This is a genomic window from Nitrobacter sp. TKz-YC02 (assembly GCF_049852135.1).
Lineage (GTDB): Bacteria > Pseudomonadota > Alphaproteobacteria > Rhizobiales > Xanthobacteraceae > Nitrobacter > Nitrobacter vulgaris.
The window spans coordinates 2,962,886-2,986,096 of record NZ_CP180728.1 but is presented as its reverse complement, the minus strand read 5'-3'; the positions used below and the strand labels follow the sequence as shown (position 1 = coordinate 2,986,096).

Here is a 23,211-nt window from a genome sequence, read left to right as displayed (position 1 = left end):
TGGGTCCACACCCCTAAATCAACTACAGCCATGCACAGTCGAATCCGCGACACTTCCATGACTGAGACTCCAAAGCTTCGTGGCGATTTCAAGCGGATCAATCGACACCGAAGCCCACCACGATTCCTCGCGGCCGGTTCGGTGATTTTGGCGATGGTGGGTGCGGCATAAGGGGACTACGAATTCGTCGCTTGATTTGCGCCCTATGGCGCGTGGTTGCGCGAAGCGGAGATGATGCGCGTCAGATGGTGCGCGACCGCAAATCAAACAGGGTTGTGACGCAACGAACCGGAGGTGCTGTTTGTCGCGCTTGCGACGAGGCTCGCCAAAGGTCAATACGCTCTTGTCTATTTTTGCTGGTGTTTCAATTTCTGACGCGTTTGAGGCTCCTAGAGGTTCCAAGTCCACCTCGCCAGCAAGGACAGCGGTTTTGGCTCGTCGGCGGGTACGCTTAGGTGAGACTGGGGCGATGACGGTTTTGTCGCTAGGTTTATCTTCGATTGCAGTCGGGGCAGAATCGGAGCGGACCAACTGCAAGGCCGCCATTCTCGTGCTGAACGCCGCCTCGATTTGTTTGGCATCCTCCGGAGGGAGACGATTTTTGGCTTTGAGAATGTTGACCGCGCGCGCTTGCATTTGTTCCTGGGTGGGAAGCGCCTCGATTACAGCGAGAAGGTCCGTTCGGGTTGCTTCGATGTCTGCGGTGCTGTTTGCCGAAGATTCGGAAGAACGGCTGCCGGGGGAAGGTTCAGTTGCTGGACCGGCCGCGGCTAGCTGGACTTCTGCCGCGCTTGCTTGGGGATTGATGTCAGGCGCATCGAGATCGTCGTCCCCGGCAATGCCGACCAACGTGAACAGGGCATACCGCCGTGCGTATGTGAGTGCAGCGCCCATCCGCCGCGGTGCCGAAATTTCCGAGAGCCGGCAGATCGGCCAGTCCGACGATATCCATTCACCGGAGGTGTGGATCAGCAAGGTCGTGAGGTTGATGAGACCGTTGGTCGCGTCGATCTCGGTGCTTTGGGTGATCGCAATCTGCTGTCCGCCTAACGCTTTTCGGATAATTTCCAGACCACCGGACAAGGGTGCGTAGCGGAAATTCTTCGGGCTTTCGTGAATGTTGCCAGGATAGACCGAGCCCAACATTGATTTTGCCGGGTTCGAGAGTTCGATCTGCGCTTTTGCCAACGCTGTTGCGATCGCTGCGACGTGTTCACTGGACCGGCGCATATGACGCCTCCAGGTCAAGAAGGTCAAAGGTGACAGCGCCGGATTTTGAACGTTTGGCTCGGATGCCATGGCCCATGGCTTCTTTGGCATCCATCGGCATGAGTGCCTTCAGCTCGGTTTTTGCCCGCTCGTGATCGAGATGTGCGCTGCGGGTCTGCCGGTAGAGCGCAGCGAAATCGGCCCAGGCATTGGACACATTCATGTCCACGATCCGAATGGCCTCAATCCGAGGTTTCGGTGGCTCGCCTTCGAATAAGACGGGCGGCTCGCCGGTCTTTACAGCGTGCCAGAACACTTTTTCCACGGCGATTAATACGGTCTGATAGATCGGATCAGCTTCGACCGATATCTCCACCCACTTTCCCCCGCCATTGATGATTGACAGCACGGACTTTTGCGTGTTGGCCACAAGCATGTTGTGCTGCAACTGAGCCATATGCTTTGCAGCCGCAGCTTCTTCCGAGAACGACCACGGGAGCATAAATTTGGCCTCAAAGACGGCTCCCGTTTCCTTGACGAGGCCGTCCAGGGTCGCCGCCATCCAGGGGACGGAGCGGTGGAAGAGGCGGTTCTGAACCCCAACGACCTGGTGCCCGGCGTTGCGCTCGTACCAGCGCCGGTTCAATTCCTCAGTGACGACCCCGAGTTGAACGATGAGCTCTTCCGAGAGGTCGGGACTGGCCGTCTCGCCACGCTTTTCCTTCCAAAGCTGCAACAGGGCTTTTTCGTCCTTGCCCATGATGATGCGGGCATCGGAGCCACCAAGAAAGTGACGGCGATCTTGGTTAAGTAATTGGGTTTTCTTTGAAATAACCACCTCTGTTGTCCGCCAACATGAAATTTGAGATAAGCCCGCAGCGATGTGATATCAACATTTAATATTGAACAATAATGGCTTAGTATAGTCAAGCATGAAATCGTATGCCATCACACCTGGACAATGCCGGGCAGCGCGCGCGCTGCTCGACCTCACCCAGCCGCAACTCGCCGACCTCGCGGGGCTCGGCCTGTCAACGATCGTGGATTTCGAAAAATCCCGCAGGGACATTTCCTATGACGCGGCCGTGGCAATTCAGCGCGCGCTCGAGAATGCTGGCGTAAAGTTCCTCGCTAAAAATGGTGCGGGGCCTGGCGTGCGCCTTTGGAGTTGAGTGCGGAAACCAAACCTTTAGAGGCGGCCGCCTCGCCCGCCTAGTCGGGCACCGCTCCGCTGTTGATGACGATGGCCGGCTTTGTTCGCCAATTCTGTCGCCCCGCTCTTGGACCAGCCCGGATGGTCAAATCGAGCCCAGTAGAAAGGTAAAGGGCCCGTGGACGAGGCAACTACTCCGGGCGCATACGTGATCCTCTGGCAGCCGCCGGATTCGCGACGATCTGATATCCCGGCTATCAATAGTCGGCCGCACTTCTCAACCAGCTCGTGACTTCATCACGCGGCGGGGGAAGGGGATGGTTTGCGAACCTTTGAAATCATGCTGGCTGCAACGCCCCCGCCGTCGGCGACGATTTGTTCGGTGATCACGGCTTTGCCGATCGCGTCACGTTCGAACAGACCCCTCATACCCGTTCGGGGAGCGGGCGACCGCAATATGGCTCTCAGGAAGCCGTTTCGCTGGGACCTGCCAACGGGCCCGCCTTGGCTTCAAGGGTGCGTTTCGGGCTCATCTTGAACGCCACCCACATTACGCCGCCCATCACGCCAGTCGCGAGCTGAACGAGCCCTGTCAGCAGGGAGATCACTAAGCCATCGGTCTGCGCTAATCCGAAAAATCCAAAGGCTGCAACCATAGAAAATTCACGAATACCCCACCCCGCAATTGAGATAGGAAATGCTGCAATCAGCATCACTGGTGGGAGCAGCATAAACAGATCCATTAAAGTGACGCGCGCCCCTATCGCTTGCGCCAGTGCGTAAGTCGTCGCGATAGCGATGACATGAATTAGTAACGACACTGAAACAACCAGAGATCCACTTCCAGACGAGCGGACGACGCGAGCGGCAATTTTTGCGCAATCGTGCAGTTTCCGCAGCAACGGCAGCCCGTCGAGAAGGGGCCACGCCGCGAAGCCGCTAGCAACAAAGCAAAACCCTGCGAAAAGTCCGCCACCTCCGGCTGCGATCAGGGAAACCCGTAACGCACTATCGTTTATATGGCCAAAACTCAGCGGCCACGTCGCGACGATTATCCCGCAGATTGCCAGCAAACCAAACCCGCGATCAATCAGGATTGAGTAGGTCGTCTCACGCCATCCCGATTGGCGCCCAACCAGCCATAGCCGGATGGCATCACCCCCCAGCGAAGACGGAAGAACTTGATTGAAGAAATTTCCGATCATCACCAGTTGAAAGGCCCGGCGCCAAGTCAACTCGATACCGCAGAAACGGCAAATCACGCGCCACCGCTCGGCAATGAGGGCGGACTGCAATAGGCATATCGTGAATGCTATTGCCAGCCATAATGGCAAAATACTGCCGGCTCGCGCCACAAGCGCGGCCATGTCGAAGCCGCTCAACGCAAACCACAATAGCGCAACGGAGGCAGCCAGCTTAAGGACAACTGCGAGGATTTTGAAATGATTCATTATGCGCCAAGGATACTACGCTGCAAGATAGGCGCCAGTGTCGACCCCTGCTCGGCTACTGCAGACGATATATCAGATGACCGATCTCGAAATCGATCGATACGAAGGTATCCATTGGATCGCTAACACCTATATCATGGATGTTCCAGTAGGTTACGCGATCCTCCCATCCTGAAAATCTTGCATGAAGCAATTCGCGATGCTCGGCCTCATCCAGCGCGACAACCACGTCCGCACGAGCGAGGTCGTCGACCGTGCATGTTTCGGGCAAGCGGTCGGCAGCCAAGGGAAGGATGCCGCGGTGTTCGAGCGCGTCGCGGGTATACGGTGATATGGGGCCGACATTCGAGGAGCCTCGTTCGAGCGCCAGGCCCCGCGACGACGCGATCCAATCCAAACCAATAAAGCTGACCCGATGGTTGAACAATTCTTCCGCAAAGCGGCTCCTATAGTAGTTTCCGGTGCATAAAAATAGGACGTGCCGCTTCATTGATTTGCCTCTAGTTGCTCTCCCATATCAGAGCTTTACAACCTTCGCTTCGCCCTCAACGACGGACTGGGAGATGTCATTGGAACAGAAGTGGAACATCGTGGTCGGTTCAACGCGGCGCATCGTATTTGGTTGACCGAGCTTGGCTAACTTGGCATCTGAAGGCCGAAGAGGAAGCATCGTTTGCCCATCGCAGCCGACGTTCAACTGGGAGAGCGGACGCGGATTCCTCTCCCGGATCTGGTGAACCTTTATGGGTGCTCCATTGGGGATGACACCTTCATTGGCCCCTTTGTTGAAATTCAAACGGGGGTAACGATCGGGCGCCTCTGTAAAATTCAGTCGCATTCCTTTATTTGCGAAGGCGTCGACATCGGACATGAGGTTTTCGTCGGGCATGGTGTCATGTTCACCAATGATCTTTTGCCCCGCGCCACCGATGAATCCGGGCGGCGGATTACGGACGATTGGGTGATGTCGCGCACGTCGGTGGAGTTTCGTGCGTCGATCGGCAGTCGGGCCGTCATTTTGCCCGTCAGGATTGGTGCATCCTCATTGATAGGTGCTGGGTCCGTCGTAACGAAGGATGTACCACCATATGCCATCGTGGCCGGAAATCCGGGGCGGGTGATCGGCGATGTGCGCGATAAGCGCGATCCGCGCTAGCTGATACGGGATACCTCGTGAAAGTACCCTTCAATGATTTGACATGGCAGTGGCGCCATATCGAGGACGGCGTCAAGTCTGATTTCGACCGTGTTTTTGCAAGCAGCCAGTTCTCATCGGGCTCATTCGTCGACGCCTTCGAGCGTCAGATTGCGGAATGGTTGAATGTCCCGCACGCGATCGGCGTCAATTCCGGGACCTCGGCGCTTCATCTCGCGCTCCTCGCTGGCAACATCGGGAGTGGCGACGAAGTTTTGCTGCCTGCGCATACGTTTATCGGCAGTGCCTGGGGCATTTTGTATGTCGGCGCGGTCCCGGTGTTCTGCGATGTCGATGAGCGGACCGGAACGATCGATATCGCGGCCGCGCGTCAACTTGTGACTCCGCGGACACGCGCTATCATTCCCGTCCATCTCTATGGCCAGCCGGCAAACATGGACGCAGTCGTCAGCTTCGCTCGGGATCACAATCTAAAGGTGATCGAAGACGCTGCTCAATCGATCGGCGCGACATGGAATGGACGTTCCACCGGCACGATGGGAGATCTGGGCTGCATCAGCTTCTATCCCGGAAAAAATCTCGGAGCTGCTGGCGAGGCGGGGTTGATCGTAACCTCCGACGACAACTATGCCGGCCGCTTGCGCTCATTGCGCAATCACGCTCAGACCGAGCGATATGTTCATGCGGAGCTCGGCTTCAACTATCGGATGGACGGGCTGCAGGCCGTTGTTCTGAAACACAAGCTGCCGCTTCTATCCACGTGGACGAAACGGCGGAACGAGCTCGCGCTTAGGTATATTGCAAGCCTCGGGGGGCTACCGCTCGAAATCCCATCCATCCGGCATCAAACGCATTGCTGGCACCTTTTTGTCATCCGCACGCACTCGCGCAACGCACTCCGCGATGCATTGTCAAAATCCGGGATTGAGACCGGGTTGCACTACCCTGTGCCATTACACCGGCAACCTTGCCTGTCTGCCTATGTGAAGCCTGGTGCAACGTATCCGGTGGCTGACAAGTGGGCAGACGAAGGCCTTTCGCTTCCACTATTTGACGGAATGACGGACGAGCAGTTTGATTACGTGGTCAAGGCGGTCACTGCCTTCTATCAGTAGGCCGAGCAGAGCGTGCCAGATCCGCCGCGATGCCGTGGGGAAGATGATCTCATATGTCGATTTTGCCCGACATCGTCATTGGAGGCGCTCCGCGCTCGGGTACGACCTTTCTTTGCGAGGTCCTTGACAAGCATCCCGGCGTGTATCTGGCAAAGCCAATCGCGCCAGAGCCAAAAGTGCTGTTGGCTGAGCATCCTGACGGCGATGAGGGAATTCTAAAAAGATACGATCACTATTTCGCGGACGCCCCGCCGAATTTGGTGCGAATCGAGAAGACCACAAACTATTTTGAAAACGAAGATGCGCGATTGCGATTCGCGCGATTGCTGCCCAAGACCAAGCTGATCATACTGCTGCGCAATCCTGTTGATCGCGCTTATTCCAATTGGCTCTGGTCACGCAAGAATGGTCTTGAGACACTGAGCTTCGAGGAAGCCCTGAGTCTGGAAGGGAAAAGACCGAATCCCTTGCCGCCAGGGCGGGAAGCAGCACGGCCGTTCGACTATACAACACGCGGGCGCTATGGGAGTTTGGCGAGATCCTGGATCGAGGCGCTGGGTCGTGATCGCATCGGGTTCTTCATCTTCGAAGACATTTTGAGTCGACCGGAAATTTTCGTTGCCGGAATCCAGGCGTTTGCAGGGCTAACGCAGCTTTCCTGGTCTGCCTTGCAGACAGGTCGCGTCAATGCGACGGAAGCCGATAGGCCCATCGATCCCGAAACGGCAAAACGACTCCGAGCATGCTTCGCGTCTGAAGTCAGAGAATTTCATGCCGTTACAGGCGTTGATGTCGCTGCCTGGGGGATTTAATCGATGGACCCGACGGCAATGCCGGCCGTCGCTGCTCGCAGCGAATTGTCGACTAGTAAAATATCTGCGCACCGCGCGCTGGGGTGGATGGCACCATAATGACAATCGGAATTGGATTGGTGGGCTATGGGTATTGGGGACCAAACCTGCTTCGAAATTTTCGCAGCAATTTGGCTTGCCGCGTGATTGGAGTTGCCGACAAGAAAGGCGAGACTCGCGAGCGCCTCTCGGCCGCATTCCCTGATATCCAGACTTTCGAGGACGCTGAAACGCTCATCGCGCTTCGTGATGTCGATGCTGTGGTCATCGCGACTCCGGTCGCAAGCCACTACGACTTGGCGCGCCGGGCGCTCGATGCTGGAAAACATGTGCTTGTTGAAAAGCCGATGTGCGCTACAGTGGACGAAGCGCAGGACCTTGTTGAGCGGGCGGAGCGGAAGTCCCTGGTTCTCATGGTCGATCATACCTTTCTGTTCACCGGTGCGGTCCAGATGATCAAAAAACTGGTCGCGCGGTCGGCGCTCGGTCAGGTCTGCTATTTCGATTCGCTGCGTGTGAACCTCGGTCTTTTCCAGCCCGATGTGAATTGCCTCTGGGATCTGGCGCCTCACGATCTGTCGATCATCAATCATTTGATCGATGATGAGCTGATCGATATCGAGGCCTCCGGCTACTGTCACGTGAATCATGATGCGCCCGACATGGTGTATCTCACGCTGCATTTCCGGAAGAACTGCATCGCGCATTTGAACCTGAGCTGGATGTCGCCGGTCAAAATCCGGCGCTTCACGATCGGGGGAGCTGACAAGATGCTCGTGTGGGACGATCTGGACGAGGATCAGAAGATCAAGATCTACAGCTCTGGCATTCACTTTCAGCCCGAAGAGCAACGCTCGATGATCATTCCGCAGTACAGAATCGGCGATATCCATTCGCCGCGTTTGCAGAAGACGGAAGCGCTTGTCGGCGTCGCGCAACACTTTGCCGACGTCATTCAAGGCGAGACGCTGTCGATCATGGATGGGGTCCAGGGTCTGAAGATCGTGCAAACCCTGGAAATGGCGCAATCGCGAATCGATGACAATTTGAGGCGCGTCCGGTCACGGCGAGCCATGCCGCAATGACCGCGCGGATACTCGTTACCGGCGGAGCCGGATTCATCGGTAGCCACCTCGTTGATCAGCTCATCGATGAAGCGCGGCCGGTTACTGTCCTGGACGATTTTTCCGTCGGCTTCGAAAGCAATCTCGTCAACGCAACCGGGAAGGGTGATGTTCGCGTCGTGCGAGGATCGGTGACGGATCCGGAGGCGGTGGCGGATGCGTTCGATAACTGCGAGGTGGTCTATCATCTCGCGACACAATGTGTACGCCGATCACTCACGAGGCCGATGGAATCCCATGACGTGAACGCGACGGGAACCATGACCGTTCTGGAAGAGGCGCGGCGGCGGCGCGTCCGCCGCTTTGTGTATTGCTCCAGTTCGGAGGTTTACGGAAACGCGTCGCGGGGGGAGTTGCGCGAAGACGTCACCGTTTGCTGTCCGATGACGGCTTACGGCGCTTCGAAGCTGGCAGGAGAGCTATATACTGAGGCCTATCTGCGAACCTACGGTCTGCCCACGACTGTCGTTCGCCCCTTCAATGCCTATGGGCCGCGTGCGTACCAGACCGGCGTCCGCGCCGAGGTGCTGCCGCGGTTTGTCGGACGAGTTCTGAATGGGCTCAGCCCGGTTGTGTTCGGCGATGGCAAGAACGCTCGCGATTTTACTTATATCACCGAGATCGCACGCGGGATCAGGCTGGCCGGCGAAACCGATGCCGTTATCGGCCAGCGCGTCAATGTCGCGCGCGGCGTGCCAGTCACGGTGAACGATCTGGCGCGGGAGGTTCTGACGGCTCTGTCGCGAAACGATCTCACGATTGAATATCGGGGCGATCGTCCGGGCGACGTGGCCTATCTGCATGCCGACACCCGGAAGGCAGAAACCTTGCTTGGCTACAAGGCCAAAGTCGAGCTTCACACCGGGGTGCGTGACTACATCGATTGGGTACGCGCGACCATCGACCCGAAGGATTTGCTGGAGCAGAAGGTCGAAAACTGGATGATGGAAGGCGATGTCGATGCCATCCGCTCCTGAAGTTGCTTTTAGCCGACCGTGCTTTGGAATCGAAGAGGAGGAAGCGGCGGCGCGGGCGATCCGCAGCCGCTGGGTGGTTGGCGGACCCAGCCTTGCCGAATTTGAGAAGCGGTTTGCCGAAGTCTGCGGCGCCGAGAATGCTGTCGGGGTGTCGTCCTGGACGACGGGAGCGTTTCTGCTGCTGAAGGCGTTGGGAATTGGTCCGGGCGATGAAGTTATCGTGCCGTCACTGACGTTTATAGCCTCCGTCAACGTCATTGTTCATGCAGGCGCCACACCGGTTTTTGCAGACATCGATCCGGGGACATTCAATATCGATCCGGATGACACCGAGCGCAAGATCACGCCAAGAACGCGGGCCATACTGCCTGTCGACCAGATTGGCTTGCCGTGCGAAATCGATCGTTTTCAGGTGTTGGCGGCTGCGAAGAATCTCATTCTTATCCAGGACGCTGCCTGTTCGTTCGGAAGCAAGTTCCGCGGAGCCCCGGCCGGTTCGCATGCACCATATTCCGTTTTCAGCCTTCATGCCCGGAAAGTGATTACGACGGGGGAGGGCGGTATGATCGTGACCAACGATGGGGAGCTATCGGCAAAACTTCGCCGCCTGCGCCATCAAGGAATGTCGCTGAGCGACTATCAGCGGCACAAAAGCTCGCCGACCATGTTCGAATCCTATCCGGAAATCGGTTATAATTTCCGTATCACCGATATTCAGGCTGCAATCGGCGTGGCGCAGATACAGAAACTCGACGCGTTTCTTGCGCGCCGTCGTGTGATCGCGCAAATCTATTTAGATGGTTTGAAGAATCACACAACTGTCGTAGCGCCGAGCGTGCCACAGCATGTCACGCCGAACTGGCAATCGTTTCAGGTGCGGGTGCGCGACGGCCAGCCCTCGACCCGAAACGCGCTCATGGAGCATTTTTATCGGTATGGTGTGGCGACACGCCGCGGCGTCATGGCATCGCACCTTGAAGAGCCCTATCGTCACATGGGTGCGCGCCTGCCGCATACAGAAGCTGTGGCTGCATCGTCACTGCAACTGCCGATCTTCCCCGAAATGACGCATTCAGACGCCGAGCGGGTCCTCGAGGTCTTATCGAATTTCAAGAGTTGAGCAGTACGATTACATTGCGACGCTCTGCTCTGATCGAATGCTTAGTTCCGCCTTGCTATGGCTGTTCGTTTGAAAACGAGCAGGCGATGGATGGGCTTGAGTATCGATGCTCGCGGCCAATTTGAATCTTCCACCAGATCGAGGCCGGCGTTTTGCATTTGCTCGATCCATTGCGGTCCATGCAAGCGTTCGGGAATGATCCGGAGATAGCCGACACGCTCAGCGATGATATGCGCGGGTTCGGTCGGATAGATTGCCTGAGCGACCCGGACGGCGATGGAGTCCGCGGTCGACGGCATCGCTCGCCAGAGGCGGCGCTGGCCGATAAGAAACCGATTCGTAAAATTGTCCTGCGGCATGGTGGCGATCAGAAAGCCCGCATGGAACTATGTCGGCCGCGAGCTTTGCGGCAAGCCGGTTGTGATCTCCGGCTATCAGGTGCAGCACGCTTTCTGCAAGAATCACGTCAAACGGACCGCGCCGGGCTTGCAAGTAGTCTGCGGTCTCGAATGTCAAACCATCGCTGCCACCAGGGTCAGCTTTCGCCCGCGCCGCAGCGGTCTGGATGTTGAAGGGCGAGATATCGACGCCAGTGAGGGATGCGTGAGGCCGGTTCCGGCGAAGCGCAAGTAGGAGATTGCCGGCACCGCATCCGAGATCCAGAACGTGAAGCGCGTCGCTGTCAGGCATGCGCTCGAGCGCAGCATCGAGGAATAGACGAATGCTGTCCTCGCGCCCGGAGAAGGCCGTTTTTTCAAACGGTCGGCCCGCTTCGCCCGTCACGCGGATTGCCGATCCAGGTGTTCGACGAGGTCGATCGGCCGCAGGAATTCGAAGCGACTGTCGGCCGCGATTATCTCGATGAAGTCCCGATAGATCTTGAGCATCGGCGGATTTCCGGAAAAGCCGCGCTCGCAATGGGTCAGCAGGCACACGATTCCGCCGCTGCTGGCGATCAGGTAAGCGGCCTTGATCCAGGTCGAGAGAATCCGGGTCGGGCTGTAGCCAAGGAATTGCAGGCTGCCGTCGCGCGGCATCGAGAGCGGAAGTTCCCACATCGTGCCAATCTTCCAAGGGCGAGCGCTGGCGCATCCGTTGTTGGGAACCGGGAACAGTCCGCCGGATGTCGGAATGCTGCTGTCGTAGCGATAGTGGGAAGCAAGTTCCTCGATCATGACCTTCGTGCGCACCAGCGACGGTGCGCGATAGCCGGCCGTCTTGAATTCCGCTCCCACCTGTGCGCCGGCCGCGAGGCGCGCGTGCCGTTCTGCCGCCGGCGCAAAGGGCGTCCGGTTCGAATGGTCGTAGCCATGAATGCCAATTTCATGACCGCGCTTGCAAATCTCCGAGGTCAAGCCCCTGTCGATCGACCAGGCGCAGGGTACGATATAGTTTGCCGAGCGGGCACCGTGGCCTTCCTCGATGGGGAAAAACCATTTGACCAGGTTGGCGAGTCCCTCCGCGCTGTCGATGTCGTGCGTGAGGAGGACCGGCGTTCGTGCAGGCCTTTGAAATGGCACGTCGCCGAGGTCCGCCACGGCATCTGCCGAAAGGTCCACTGGCCAGCCCGGGAAACTGGCCCATTGCGACTGCCGGTAACGCTGCAGGCGTCCGATGCCGCGCCCGATAGCTCGGCGGAGTGGTCCCGGAATACTTCGATAATTCACCGGCAATCGTGCCGATGTCGGCGGCCTGGACAGATAAGCGTTGCGCTCTCGAAGATACACCGCGCTTGCTTGTGTTTGGGACCGGACTGCGCTGTCATGCCAGTCGACGGTGCCATTGCCGATCAGCGCGGCCATTTGTGCCGGCAGCATGATATCAAGCCCTTCGGCCCAAGATGCCGTTGCGGGTAAGTCCTGGCCGCCTAGCCGCACTTTGATCAGCGAGGTCTCAGACATCGCTTTCTGGTCTCAGCGGTGCTGGCTTGGTTCGTTTCGAAACGAAATAGAGTGGTCGCCTCTTTGTCTCGATGAAAATCCGATAAAGATATTCGGCGAGCATTCCAACCATCATGAACAGCAATCCGAACAGCACCGTCATCATGGTCATGATTCCGGTCCAGCCCGGTTCCACGTCGGTAACCGACCAGGTTATCAGCAGATAAAGCAGGAACAGGATACTGCCGGTGAAGACGGTGAAACCGAGCATCGCGACGAACTTCGCAGGGACCGGCGAAAAGCCGATAAAGACGTCGTAGGCGGTGTTCAGCATCTGGCCGAATGACCATCGTGTGGCGCCGTGGATGCGTGCTTTTCGGTCATAGGGAACGGTGGCCTGGTTGAAACCCGTCCATGCGACGAGAGCGAACGTGACACGGTTATGCTCACGGTATTGCAGAAAGCAGTCGAATGCGGTGCGATCCATGAGCAGGAAGCTGCCCGTCCTGAATCTTGAATTCTTCGGCATCGCATAGCGTCTTAGGACGTAATTCAGGATGTGCGACGCGGTTTTGCGTGGCCAACTGTCGGCACGTTCACGACGTGCGCCCCAGACGATATCGGCGCCGTTACGCCATTCCAGGATAAAATCGAGAACGGTTTCGGGAGGATCCTGAAGATCGCAAGCCAGCGTGGCGACGACGTCCTGATTGGGTTCGACATGATCGAAGCCGGCCGTAAGGGCGTAATGGGCACCGAAATTCCGCGACAGCCGAACTCCGGAAAAACGAGACGACCTCTGGGCCAGTGTTTCGATCTTGGCCCAACTGTCATCGGATGACCCATCGTCGACAAAAATAACGCGGCCGTCGATCTCGGGATCGGCGAAAATAACCCGGGTGACTGCATCCGCACATGCGTCAATATTCGGTGACTCATTGAATACCGGAGTAATCAGGGTTAGCCGCGCGGGGCGTGCTCTCTCGCTGGTCATCTTGAGCCGTACGAAATGTGCCTGATAGCTTCTGGAATAAGCCTCTGCATAACTTTCAACCCGCACCAAGTCCACCGTCAGGACGGTAAAATTCACTTCCTGTGCGGGCTAAGCGCCTTATTCGGGGAAGCAGCGATGCCGCGACGCGAGAGACCGCAGCGTTCACTTTTCCGTACCCCTGATGCGAATATCGGTCTGTCCAGAGATGGCGGTCATACAACTTCTAGATTTCTTGTCTTGCGTGTCACCGTAAAGATGCTCGGTGCAATCCCGAGCATGGAGCGGCGCCCGACAAACGGAAAATCAAGAAACTTGATCGGAAAAAAGACCAGACAAAAAATCAAGTACAGAAATGCCTTGAGGCGCTCATTGCCCAATGAAAAAATCACGGCCAGGACTTCGGTCAGCAGCAGAGTCAGTAACGTGAATGGACCTGTTGCGTTACGTTGCTCCAGCAATTCAAAGCCCGGAAAGAGAGTGGCCGCGCCGACGTGTGTCAGCCTCTGATAGTCATGAGGGGAGGCGTGAAACGGAAACATGAACGGGATCAGGTGTGCCGCCAAACCGTTTTCGCGCGTCGCTCGTGCGAGATTTTTGCAAATCTGCGTCAACCCGGGAACGTGCTCAAGAACGGACCGCGATATGAAAGCATCAACGGATTCATCCCGGAACGGCAGATTGCTCAAATCGCATACGATGTCGGTTGCGGCATAATCGAACAGGTCTATCGTAACGATCTGCGGATCGATTCGGTGGTTGCCCGCTCCGATATCGATGACAAGCTGTTTCTCCGGGTCCGAGAAGCGCAAAACGGCGGCGCGATAGTTGAACGGAAACGTCGGTGCGAAGACCGTAATCCCCAAAGCGTAGTAGGCCTTTCCCAGGATCTTCTTTAGCCGATATTTGACGATATCGAGTTCGTCCGTCGCGTCGGGAACTTCGATGAAATAGATTTTTCCGCCCCTGACAGGATATTCCGCCGAACATGTGGAGCAGCGAAGGGAGGATGGGGTATCGGTGAGATCAGCCCGGCATGTCGGGCAGCAGAGCGCCTCGCGCACTTTCGCCAAACGCGTTTCCTGTTGGCGGTCTGTCGTGCCTGTCAATCGCAACACGTTGCATTCCACTGTTTCGTCGGCTGTGACGCGTTTCCTAGCTGACGCGATCGGGGATAATTCGATCCGGATACCATAGAATGGTCCGGGAGTGGAACATTTTGCAATTCAACCCATTCCGGCCTAGGACTTTGATCAGAGCTCGGGTTGCTGTCGGCGGCCGTGGCGGAGCCAGTCGCGACAGGGATGCATAGCGTGAGCGCGAAACCGGAGGATACAGACGGGTTGCTGGTCTGGAAATTCTGGCGTGCTGCAGGCTACCTTCTGGTGGCCTTGAATGTGGGTCTCTTTATTTTATTTTGTACGCGCGGTCTCGATCTGACCGACGAAGGCTTTTACCTGAACTGGATCAAGGATCCCTGGGAATACTCCTTTTTCCTCACCGCGACCGGATTTTTCTTTCATCCTCTCGCGCTGATTTTTCCGGACAACGTCGTTGCCTGGCGGTGGGCTGGCGGGGGTCTTCTTCTCGGTTCAGCCTTTGCATTCGGCTGTAGCATTCGATCGTATGTCTATCGGTGGCTTCCCGAGAGGCCGGAATTGCCGTTGTCGGCTGTTCTGACTCTGTCCACGACGGTCCTTTTCTTTTATAGCTGGTGGCTGCCTTCTCCCGGATACAATCTGCTGAATCTCGCGGGATGTTTGTTATTCACCGCCGGCTTGCTCTTTAGCGCTGGCGGCGATGGCCGCATGTATGGCCTTCGGATGGTATCGAGTGCTGGGCTGACCAGCTTGGGTGCGATTGCAATCTGGATGGCGAGGCCTTCGACCGCTTTCCCGATGGCGCTGTTCGCCATGATTTTTCTGGTTGTCCATAAGCGGCGCGAGGTCCTTGTTTCGCTGATCTGGGCAACGTTTCTGACTTTGATTTTCAGTGCGGTGATCGCGCTTGCGATTGGCGGGACATTTCAAGGTTTGGTCGATCACTACCGTCTGGGTTTTGACTTGATTAGCCTGTTGAGGCCGCCTTTCTTGCCTTCGATCAGGGATCAGTTCTGGTATACGTTTTCGCACCTCGACTGGATTTTCTTTCTCGGCGCCGCGGCGATTGCTTTTCTGATTGTTCAACTAGGGCGCCTGGATAGAACCGGTCCATGGCTCCATGTGCTTGCGGTGCTGGCTGTTGTGGCAGTCAGCATCTGCATCGGAATGAAAATCGTTGCCGACGACGGTGGCCAGTCGGTCGCGCGATTGATCCCCTTAAGCACGGTTATCGCGCTTCTTGTTACCTCCATCTTTCGGGCATCGAAGCTCAATCTCGCGTTCATTCTCGTCCTCATTGCGGCGTCGGTGCTTGTCTGGTGGAGTCTATCCTCGGTACTGACGATGGTCATTCTGGCCAGTTTGCTGCTGGCCTTGATCAGCCGGTCTCTTGATAGCGACGATAGAGCCAAGGCATGTTGGACAGCGCTGCTGCTTTGCTGGGTTCCGATCGCCTTCGGGTTTGGCAGCGGAAACACCATCGATCTGTTGAGCGGACTTGCTTCGGTATTCTGGATCGCAGTTGTCTTTTTACTGGCAATGGCTTTGTTTCCGACTGCGCACGGTCGGATCGTCGAATGGATCGGAGTCGGATTTGTCTGCGCAACGTTTGCGGCGCTGGTCGGCGCGGCATCGAAACCCTACCGCTTGACGCATTCATTGTGGGCGCAGAACGAGTGCATCTGGATCGGACGTTCAAGCCTCCCCATATGTCTGGATCCGGCCTCGGTCCGCTATTTTCGCCAAATCGAAAAGGCGGCTCTCATGTCGGGTTTTGCCAGATCAACGCCGATTATCGATTTGACGGGAACCGCACCCTCGACCATTTTCTTTTTGGAAGGCTTGCCGATCGGTTCGGCTTGGCTGTTGGGTGGCTATCCAAACAGCGAAGAGTTCACAAGAAGAGCGCTTGATATCGTCCCGCGCGATCAGCTCGGCAGTGCCTGGGTACTAACGGCACCGGCGGGCCACCGACCGATTCCAGACACCGTGATGAAGGCTGTGGGTTTGAACTTTCCTCTCGATTACGAAGAGATTGTTCGAAGCCGGACGGAATACGAAAACGAAACCCATGTTCTTTGGAAGCCGAAGTCAAAATGAGAATCTGGCTGGTCAATACCGGAGAGGAGATCCCGTCGGACACCGGCAAGCCGCGTCTCCTGAGAACGGGTATCATGGCGGAGCGCCTGGCCCACCGCGGCCATGAGGTGACCTGGTGGAATTCCACGGTCAACCATCAGAGAAAGGAACAGCGCGCGTCGACGACGACGATCGCGGACAGGCCTGAAGGTTACAAGCTGGTGCTGCTCTACGGCCGGCTCTATTCGAAGAATGTATCGATAAGGCGCATCGTCAGTCACGTGCAGAACGCACGTGCCTTTGAACAACTGGCACCGACGATGCCTCGTCCGGATTTGATCTTGTGCGGATATCCGCCGATTGAACTGGCTGAAGCCGCCGTTCGTTTTGCCCGCTCGAACAGCGTTCCGGTCGCCGTCGATTTCAGGGACATGTGGCCTGACATCATCGCAGAGTATGCTTCGGGTCTGAGCCGCATCGCCGCGATGCCCGCGGTCGCCTATTGGAACAGGTCGCTTCGCTACACCGTCAGGAATGCGACCGCCATTCTCGGTGTGACCGACGGTTTCGTGGATTGGGCTTTACAGCGAGGTGGTCGCCCGCGTGGGCCGCTCGACCGAGCCTTTCATCTCGCGATTAATCCAATCCCACCTGCGCAGTCAGACGTTCACGATGCGGAACGGTTCTGGGATGAGTTGGGCATTATGCCTGGGAGGGAGCAAACCATTGGATGTTTTGCGGGGACATTGAGCCGCCGACTGGACATCAAGACGCTGGTACAGGGAGCGGTCCAGCTTCCGGAGACCGACAAGCAGACGTCGAAACTCGTCATTTGTGGTAAGGGCGATCAGGACGACGAACTGCGCGCACTGGGTCGGACTGAAAAGCATATCGTTTTTGCCGGCTGGAGAACTGCCGCCGAAATTCACGTTCTGCTGCGGCGGTGCCACTATGGAGCGGTGCCTTATTTCTCGACATCTGATTTTGTTGTGCACTATCCCAACAAAGTTGGCGAATACCTCGGTGCCGGATTGCCGATCATGACCGGCTTAACCGGGCAGGTCCGTTCGCTATTGAAAGCGCGCGGTCTGGGGTATTTCTATAATGAGGGTGATGTAGCCTCTGCGACCAGGTGTTTGCAGCTTATCTCTGCGGATCGTTCGTCGTTCGAGACGAAGCAACGGATGGCGCGTGAGGTTTACAAGGAATTGTTCGATCCACAGCGGATTTACGATAGCTTTTGTGAGCACCTGGAGCATTTAGCTTCGGAAGGTCTTTGCAACAAGAATATTGCGTCTGATCGTGCGGTGGCCTTATAGGCTATTCGTCGGATAAGTCCGATTTTACAGAGACCTATGGTGCACTGAGCCACCGTTACCAGTCGCAAAGAAAGCTAAATATGTCAGGTGAGGATAGCGTAGGCAGATTTCGGAGCCGAGAGGCCGTTGTCGGTGTAATAGGCCTTGGCTACGTCGGCCTTCCGCTTTGTCTTGCGATCGCCGAATCAGGCTCGCGCGTGATCGGCTTTGATATTGATCCCGAAAAGCCGGCGCTGCTGGCGAAAGGACAAAGTTACATCAAGCACATCGAAGCGAATAAGATCGGCTTGGCCAACCAGACCGGCCGGTTCCAGGCCACGTCGGACTTCTCTCGTCTGCGGGAAGCCGACGCCATCCTGATCTGCGTTCCGACTCCGTTGACTTCTCATCTTGAGCCTGACCTGTCATTCGTGGAGTCGACCGCGGAGGTGGTTTCGGCGAACTTACGCAGGGGGCAATTGATCGTTCTGGAATCGACGACATTCCCGGGAACAACCCGTGAGGTATTGCGGCCGATCCTTGAGAAAAGCGGACTCCGCGACGGTGTTGATTTTTTCCTCGCGTTTTCTCCTGAGCGCGAGGACCCCGGCAATCCCGATTTCACTACCACCAGAATTCCGAAGGTCATTGGCGGAGATGATTCACTCGCACGCGAAATGGCGGTCGCCCTCTATGACGGCTTCATTGCAAAGACGGTTCCGGTGTCGTCAGCCGCGACCGCTGAGGCGGTGAAGATTACCGAAAACATTTTTCGGGCTGTCAATATCGCCCTTGTGAATGAACTGAAGGTGATCTACAAGAAGATGGGGATCAATATCTGGGAAGTGATCGAAGCGGCCAAGACAAAGCCATTCGGCTTTATGCCGTTCTATCCCGGTCCCGGGCTCGGTGGTCACTGCATCCCGATTGATCCGTTCTATCTCACATGGAAAGCTAGGGAATTCGGAATTGCCACGCGGTTTATCGAACTGGCCGGCGAGATCAATTCCAACATGCCAGGCTACGTCGTTAACGAGCTTGCGATTGCGCTCGATCGTCAGCAGCGAAAGGGGCTGAATGGTTCTCGTATTCTAGTGCTTGGGCTCGCCTATAAGAAAAATATCGATGATGTCCGGGAGAGCCCATCGCTCGTCCTGATCGAGTTGCTTGAAGCGCGCGGGGCGACTGTGGATTTCTATGACCCCCATGTTCCGGTTGTTCCTCCGACGCGCGAGCATGCAAAACTGGCTAATAGGAAATCCGTAGCATTCGGCCCGAACATCAATTTATACGATGCGGTGTTGATTGCGACTGACCACGACGATGTCGATTATGCTGCGCTGGTGAAATGGGCGCCTCTTATCGTCGATACGCGCAATGCCTGCGGCAAGCGGGGATTGACCGGGGGGCACATCGTATCGGCGTAGAGAGCTGCGCGCGCCATTATGCGGACTCTCTCGACGGGCAACTGGCTGTCGTGCGCCACCAGCAACAGACCTGCACCGCAATAAGAAGCAACGCGCCGTGCGCTATGAGCATTGCTTGTAGCGATCCTTGATATGGCACCATGGTGAAAATCATGACGTTGGCTGTTTGTGCGATCTTACCGAGTGCAGTATCGGTCGCTATCACCGAGACAGCGCGCATGAAAATCATCAGAAATCCCAAGACGATGACGCCAGGAAGGCCCCAATGTGCATTGGCGTCGGCGTCCACCGATGCATATGCGCTAGTCGAATCGTAGTATCTATATGGAAAGAGCTTCTTATAGACTTCAACCCCAATAATGTTCGATGGTGAGCGTCCGGAAAGGGTCGACCTGACTATCCCGTCCAGCCCCAAGTAACGCCCGTATGCCTCGGGAAAATAGTCATACCATCTGCTCGAAACTTCCACGGGTGCAAAATAGGTGCGGTAAATGAGATAGTCGCCGACATGCCCGAAACGGGTAGGTCCGTCGGTTGCTTCGCTCAATCGATACAGGTCGCCGAGCCCGACCCTCGCTCCACTGTGCTCGAGGACCGCAATCTCCTGCGCTGCGCCGCCAGCTGCCTGCCACGGTATTAGCGTGCGGTACATGTAGTGCGTCCCGAGCAGTAGAATTGAACCGCAGACTGCCGCTGCAATGGGTACGGCTGCACGCAATCTTGGTCGACGTAGCGCGATAAACAAGACAGTTGCTGTCAACAAAAAGATGAAACCCGGCCATTTTGCCGCGCTCGATAAGGCATAGGTCGTACACCACAAAATCACGGCACCGGTCGCCAAATAGCGTCGGGCATACAAAAGAAGTCCGGCCAGCAGTGGACCGAACACGGTCAACACATACTGGAAAGAGTAGGATAGAATCTGAGGAATGCCTTTGTTGAAATGCTCCCGCTCCGGGATTGCCGCCACGATCGAATGCGCCCGCAGCGCCTTGAGCAACGGCACCTCGCCAGCAATCGCAATATGAACAACGGGCAGGACCACCACCAGCGCCGTCAGAACGGCGATCAATATCGGGTGCGGTTGATCACGGTCGTGGCGAAAAGCTCGTCCTCGGCTCGCTAGATAGTCACCCGCGACTAGGCAAATGAAAATGAATACAGCCGAAAAGCCCTGAAGTTTGCCAAAATCTGGTACTGTGTAAAGGAGTGGTACAAGGTAGAACGTGAACCACGTCGTCGATGGGAGAAATTGCAGAGGATCAAAGTCTCTCTGTTTCACTTCGCTGACCTCCTGGCCTTGCTCCGAGAATTACGACGGCGCAGAGCAAAAGGCGTAGGTCGTATTGATCGCCGGACGCCAATGCGGTCAAAAAGACGAAGACTATGAAAGACACGATGGCACTTGATGGAAGCGATCGATCGCTTTCTTGCCAGCAGAGTTTTGCTGCCAAAGCCAGCATCACCATGGCGAGCGCGAGCGCGACGAGACCACCCGTAAACATCCATTCAGCCAGAATGTTATGCGGGTACCTATAAGGCTCCGGTGCTCCGTTGTAGACGTTGATGCTGTTGACGACATACTGTCCCAAGCCGTTTCCGAAAACGGGTGATGACATGAAGCCACTTAAGGCCACTGTCAGCAAAACCGCTCGTCCGGACCGATCGGTGATCACCTTGGATTGGCATTCCTCTCTCTTAGCGGAAAGGAGACAATAGTCGATCCGGATCTCCATATCTTGTCCCGGATTCAGCCTGACTCCATCTTGTCCATGGTTCGGTCCGGCTTCCCCAATTGTAGGGTTGTTGAAAACGACGAAAGCCTCCGAAATGCGCTTGGACATTGAAGAATTGAATCGAACGTTCCAGATCGAAAAGGCGATGGCGAGAGAAATGAACAGCAGCGCCAGACTAAGTACTCTCCGCCTCGCCAGGAGCGCCGCAAATACGATACCGAGTGCGACGATAGCGGACAGAGCGGCTGCCTTCGAGAGTGTAGCCAATGTTGCAAAGAAAAACACGCCGATCAGGGGCAACATGATCGGCTTGTTGCCGCGGAGGTAAAGATAAAGCGAGACACATAGGCCCAGAAATTCTATTCGATAGAATGTAATTACGCCGCCAATGGGTGCCCAACCGAGACCATTGATCTCCGCCTTGTTAACTCCAGCCAAGGCGAGCAGGAATAGCAGAGCCGCTGTGGCGAGGGAGGTGCCTGCGATAGCACTTGCCCATTGTCGGTTGCTTGCTAGCAATACTAGAAGCCAGACTTGGGCCGTTAGATAGAGATTATCGATGATGGCGGGGGCACTACTATCGAGACCGAGGCTTCGCACCACGAGATAGGCGGCCAACGCCGTTACGGAGAACGCGAAGTAAATGCCATCTTTGGCGAAATGCTTAAAAGAGCTTAGCTTTGTTTGAAGTAAGATGGCCGCAACCAACCCGGCCGCGACCAGCAAGGCAGGCAGCCGTATTTCAAGCCAATGCGGGGATGTATCGGTCTCGCCAAATAGACGAGGAAAAGCGAGTTTGCCAGCGAGGATAGAGATCGTCAAAGCAGCGGTGGCGATTATGCCCAGCACATTAGGAAGGTCAAAAGCGCGCCTTTCGACGAACACGTCATCGTTTGTAGGCACAATCTTCAAATCCATGCTGGAGTATCGCTCCTATCGCGATGAGTCGGAGATTTCTACCTGAAAATCTCTGACCGTCTACAAGATTGTTTATCCCTACGGCACTGCATATGCCGCCAGCCTGACGGCAAGATCGAGCTGCTGGAACTTGTTTCGTCAGATACAGGCGGCGGCTGAAGATGCGTTCTGCTGGAGGGTAAGAGCACTGGTCGTTGACCCTCTATCAATGCATTTCCGCGCCCTGAACAACATGACCGAGAAGATCCTGGCGGAACATTCGAGGGCGGCGCTGCAGAAGCTATGCGAAATGGGTGCGCCGACACGAGCCCCCCGTACCTGGAACGAGTGCGCTGGCAGCTGGATCATTTTCGTCTTCTAGAGAGGATTGCCAACAACGAAATGGTTGCTGTCAGCAACACGATCGCTGACGCCGGTAGCCAAACGTGCTCGGGCACTAACGCGACGACGAGTGCCTGAACGGCGACGATACCGACCTGTGCCAGAATGATCTGATAGTCGTATTGGCCACGCGACCAGAAAAAGTAACGCAGTTCTAGTAGTGCGATCATGGCGGCGAAGAATAGCAGCGCCCAGCCGATCAATGGCCAGTCAAAACCGCGGATGGTGAAGGGTATCGGGAGCCAGATGAAGGTGCATCCTAACAGGGCAAAGCCTGCAAGGAGCACGCTCGCGGTCCTGACGGAATCCGCGAGAGTTCCGATCCCGGCGCAGTAGCGCGAATAGCTTCGGTTCACGACGACCATGCCGAGTTGCCAAACGGCCTCTGCCAGCGCGAGGGCCATGGCGAGCGTATCCGCAGGCACGGTCGCAAACAGGACCCCCGGCACAAGGATCAGGGCCCGAAAGTCGACGAGGAGCAGGATCGTGGAAAGGCTTTTGATATTGCCGGTCTTCAAGAGGCGGCGTGCGACCGCCGCCGAGTAGGTGCGTTGCCTGCGGCTGCTTGAGGACAGAAGGCCACTCCATGCGCCGATGCCGACCACGACTACCAGGTTCGCCACGGCGAACAGCAAAAGCAGGCGCTCGAGATCGGGAGATCTGAGAACTGCGCAAAGTCCAACGAAGAGGGGGGTCGGCAGGTTTGTCAGCAGTTCATAGTAATGCGGTCGACTTGAACGCAGGATGCCCGACAGGATCAGATAGCTGAGGTTGACGGCCGCCACGGTTGCGGCAATCGGGGCGACGCCACCAATGATCGCATATGCTGCGAAACAAAGACCCGCGGCGATCAGGACAAGATGAAAGAGCGGGGCAAGACTCTGTTCGACGGCCTTGCGGCCGCCCGCAAATACCGGAAGCGCATCGAGCGCGCCAAGCGACAACCCGATCGCGACCAACATGGTCACCGTCGCGACAAGGCTGTATCCGCCGAAAACGCCGTCTGCGAGCCGTGGAACGATCAGGAAGACAAAGGCGGCCTTCGCCAGAAGCGCGAGGACTTTCCAGAAGGCGCCGTGCAGGTAGCCGACGAGTGAGCGAGGTGTCATGGAGCCTGTTCTGATTCCATCGCAGGCCCTCGCGTTGTCGAAATATGAATTCGTGGGGCCAGATGTGGGTCTCGGCAGGGAAGGCCTATCATGCCCGCAAGCATTTGAGATCGCCAAAATAGGGCTTGTTGCAAAT

Annotated in this window: 22 protein-coding genes and 1 pseudogene; 10 read left to right on the top strand and 13 right to left on the bottom strand. The window is 56.5% G+C overall.

Features of this window, described 5'->3' with window-relative positions:
- Positions 1 to 18 precede the first annotated feature (18 nt).
- On the bottom strand, positions 19 to 1,299 hold the full coding sequence (locus ACM561_RS14330) for an ERF family protein (protein ID WP_425905859.1): 1,281 nt from the start codon (positions 1,297 to 1,299) through the stop codon (positions 19 to 21).
- Positions 1,214 to 2,047 (bottom strand): YqaJ viral recombinase family protein, encoded by an 834-nt coding sequence (locus ACM561_RS14325; protein WP_425905857.1) that lies wholly within the window; start codon positions 2,045 to 2,047, stop codon positions 1,214 to 1,216. Before ACM561_RS14325 ends, ACM561_RS14330 begins: the two co-directional genes overlap by 86 nt.
- 94 nt (positions 2,048 to 2,141) lie before the next feature.
- On the opposite strand from ACM561_RS14325, the gene ACM561_RS14320 reads away from it, so the two are divergent.
- Positions 2,142 to 2,381: a helix-turn-helix transcriptional regulator gene (locus tag ACM561_RS14320; protein WP_425905855.1), complete on the top strand. Its 240-nt coding sequence runs from the start codon at positions 2,142 to 2,144 to the stop codon at positions 2,379 to 2,381.
- Between the two features lie 445 nt (positions 2,382 to 2,826).
- On the opposite strand, the gene ACM561_RS14315 is transcribed toward ACM561_RS14320, so the two are convergent.
- The 3 genes from ACM561_RS14315 to ACM561_RS14305 are packed head-to-tail and all read right to left on the bottom strand — an operon-like array spanning position 2,827 to position 4,702.
- A complete protein-coding gene (locus ACM561_RS14315; protein WP_425905854.1) occupies positions 2,827 to 3,813 on the bottom strand; it encodes a lysylphosphatidylglycerol synthase transmembrane domain-containing protein in 987 nt (328 codons plus the stop codon).
- Between the two features lie 55 nt (positions 3,814 to 3,868).
- Positions 3,869 to 4,303, bottom strand: coding sequence for a low molecular weight phosphatase family protein (locus tag ACM561_RS14310; RefSeq protein WP_425905853.1), 435 nt, complete (start codon positions 4,301 to 4,303; stop codon positions 3,869 to 3,871).
- Positions 4,304 to 4,330: 27 nt separating this feature from the next.
- Positions 4,331 to 4,702 (bottom strand): hypothetical protein, encoded by a 372-nt coding sequence (locus tag ACM561_RS14305; RefSeq protein WP_425909874.1) that lies wholly within the window; start codon positions 4,700 to 4,702, stop codon positions 4,331 to 4,333.
- Between ACM561_RS14305 and ACM561_RS14300 the strand changes: the two genes are divergently transcribed.
- From ACM561_RS14300 to ACM561_RS14275, 6 genes are all read left to right on the top strand, one after another.
- Positions 4,586 to 4,969, top strand: a complete 384-nt coding sequence (locus ACM561_RS14300; RefSeq protein WP_425909760.1) for an acyltransferase — start codon at positions 4,586 to 4,588, stop codon at positions 4,967 to 4,969. The genes ACM561_RS14305 and ACM561_RS14300 overlap by 117 nt on opposite strands.
- A 17-nt stretch (positions 4,970 to 4,986) precedes the next feature.
- Positions 4,987 to 6,084, top strand: coding sequence for a DegT/DnrJ/EryC1/StrS family aminotransferase (locus ACM561_RS14295; RefSeq protein ID WP_425905851.1), 1,098 nt, complete (start codon positions 4,987 to 4,989; stop codon positions 6,082 to 6,084).
- 53 nt (positions 6,085 to 6,137) lie between these two features.
- A complete protein-coding gene (locus tag ACM561_RS14290; RefSeq protein WP_425905849.1) occupies positions 6,138 to 6,896 on the top strand; it encodes a sulfotransferase family protein in 759 nt (252 codons plus the stop codon).
- A gap of 98 nt (positions 6,897 to 6,994) precedes the next feature.
- Entirely contained in the window at positions 6,995 to 8,020 is a 1,026-nt protein-coding gene (locus ACM561_RS14285; protein WP_425905847.1) for a Gfo/Idh/MocA family protein, read from the top strand.
- Positions 8,017 to 9,036 carry an NAD-dependent epimerase/dehydratase family protein gene (locus ACM561_RS14280; RefSeq protein ID WP_425905845.1) on the top strand — a complete coding sequence of 340 codons (1,020 nt, stop codon included), beginning with the start codon at positions 8,017 to 8,019 and terminating at the stop codon, positions 9,034 to 9,036. Before ACM561_RS14285 ends, ACM561_RS14280 begins: the two co-directional genes overlap by 4 nt.
- A complete protein-coding gene (locus ACM561_RS14275) occupies positions 9,020 to 10,156 on the top strand; it encodes a DegT/DnrJ/EryC1/StrS family aminotransferase (protein WP_425905843.1) in 1,137 nt (378 codons plus the stop codon). Before ACM561_RS14280 ends, ACM561_RS14275 begins: the two co-directional genes overlap by 17 nt.
- 41 nt (positions 10,157 to 10,197) lie before the next feature.
- Here the strand turns inward: ACM561_RS14275 and ACM561_RS14270 are convergent, their stop codons facing one another.
- The 5 genes and pseudogenes from ACM561_RS14270 to ACM561_RS14250 form a co-directional block, all read right to left on the bottom strand.
- On the bottom strand, positions 10,198 to 10,515 hold the full coding sequence (locus tag ACM561_RS14270; protein ID WP_425909872.1) for a hypothetical protein: 318 nt from the start codon (positions 10,513 to 10,515) through the stop codon (positions 10,198 to 10,200).
- A gap of 97 nt (positions 10,516 to 10,612) precedes the next feature.
- Positions 10,613 to 10,846 (bottom strand): annotated as a pseudogene (locus ACM561_RS14265) (class I SAM-dependent methyltransferase); the annotation flags it as partial.
- Between the two features lie 89 nt (positions 10,847 to 10,935).
- Positions 10,936 to 12,057, bottom strand: a complete 1,122-nt coding sequence (locus ACM561_RS14260; RefSeq protein ID WP_425905841.1) for a hypothetical protein — start codon at positions 12,055 to 12,057, stop codon at positions 10,936 to 10,938.
- Positions 12,050 to 13,126 (bottom strand): glycosyltransferase family 2 protein, encoded by a 1,077-nt coding sequence (locus tag ACM561_RS14255; RefSeq protein ID WP_425905839.1) that lies wholly within the window; start codon positions 13,124 to 13,126, stop codon positions 12,050 to 12,052. Before ACM561_RS14255 ends, ACM561_RS14260 begins: the two co-directional genes overlap by 8 nt.
- A 116-nt stretch (positions 13,127 to 13,242) precedes the next feature.
- Positions 13,243 to 14,091 carry a methyltransferase domain-containing protein gene (locus tag ACM561_RS14250; protein WP_425905837.1) on the bottom strand — a complete coding sequence of 283 codons (849 nt, stop codon included), beginning with the start codon at positions 14,089 to 14,091 and terminating at the stop codon, positions 13,243 to 13,245.
- A 249-nt stretch (positions 14,092 to 14,340) separates the two neighbouring features.
- On the opposite strand from ACM561_RS14250, the gene ACM561_RS14245 reads away from it, so the two are divergent.
- The 3 genes from ACM561_RS14245 to ACM561_RS14235 all read left to right on the top strand — a co-directional run bounded on the left by ACM561_RS14245 (position 14,341) and on the right by ACM561_RS14235 (position 18,931).
- On the top strand, positions 14,341 to 16,227 hold the full coding sequence (locus ACM561_RS14245) for a hypothetical protein (RefSeq protein ID WP_425905835.1): 1,887 nt from the start codon (positions 14,341 to 14,343) through the stop codon (positions 16,225 to 16,227).
- Complete coding sequence (locus ACM561_RS14240; protein WP_425905834.1) at positions 16,224 to 17,525, top strand: glycosyltransferase; 1,302 nt, start codon at positions 16,224 to 16,226, stop codon at positions 17,523 to 17,525. Before ACM561_RS14245 ends, ACM561_RS14240 begins: the two co-directional genes overlap by 4 nt.
- 80 nt (positions 17,526 to 17,605) lie before the next feature.
- Positions 17,606 to 18,931: a nucleotide sugar dehydrogenase gene (locus ACM561_RS14235; RefSeq protein WP_425905832.1), complete on the top strand. Its 1,326-nt coding sequence runs from the start codon at positions 17,606 to 17,608 to the stop codon at positions 18,929 to 18,931.
- Between the two features lie 16 nt (positions 18,932 to 18,947).
- On the opposite strand, the gene ACM561_RS14230 is transcribed toward ACM561_RS14235, so the two are convergent.
- The 3 genes from ACM561_RS14230 to ACM561_RS14220 form a co-directional block, all read right to left on the bottom strand.
- Positions 18,948 to 20,003 (bottom strand): hypothetical protein, encoded by a 1,056-nt coding sequence (locus ACM561_RS14230; protein WP_425905830.1) that lies wholly within the window; start codon positions 20,001 to 20,003, stop codon positions 18,948 to 18,950.
- 190 nt (positions 20,004 to 20,193) lie between these two features.
- The gene (locus ACM561_RS14225; RefSeq protein WP_425905828.1) at positions 20,194 to 21,585 is read right to left on the bottom strand and encodes an O-antigen ligase family protein; all 1,392 of its coding nucleotides are present in this window, start codon (positions 21,583 to 21,585) and stop codon (positions 20,194 to 20,196) included.
- Positions 21,586 to 21,929: 344 nt separating this feature from the next.
- Positions 21,930 to 23,075 carry a hypothetical protein gene (locus tag ACM561_RS14220; RefSeq protein WP_425905826.1) on the bottom strand — a complete coding sequence of 382 codons (1,146 nt, stop codon included), beginning with the start codon at positions 23,073 to 23,075 and terminating at the stop codon, positions 21,930 to 21,932.
- Positions 23,076 to 23,211: the final 136 nt, after the last annotated feature.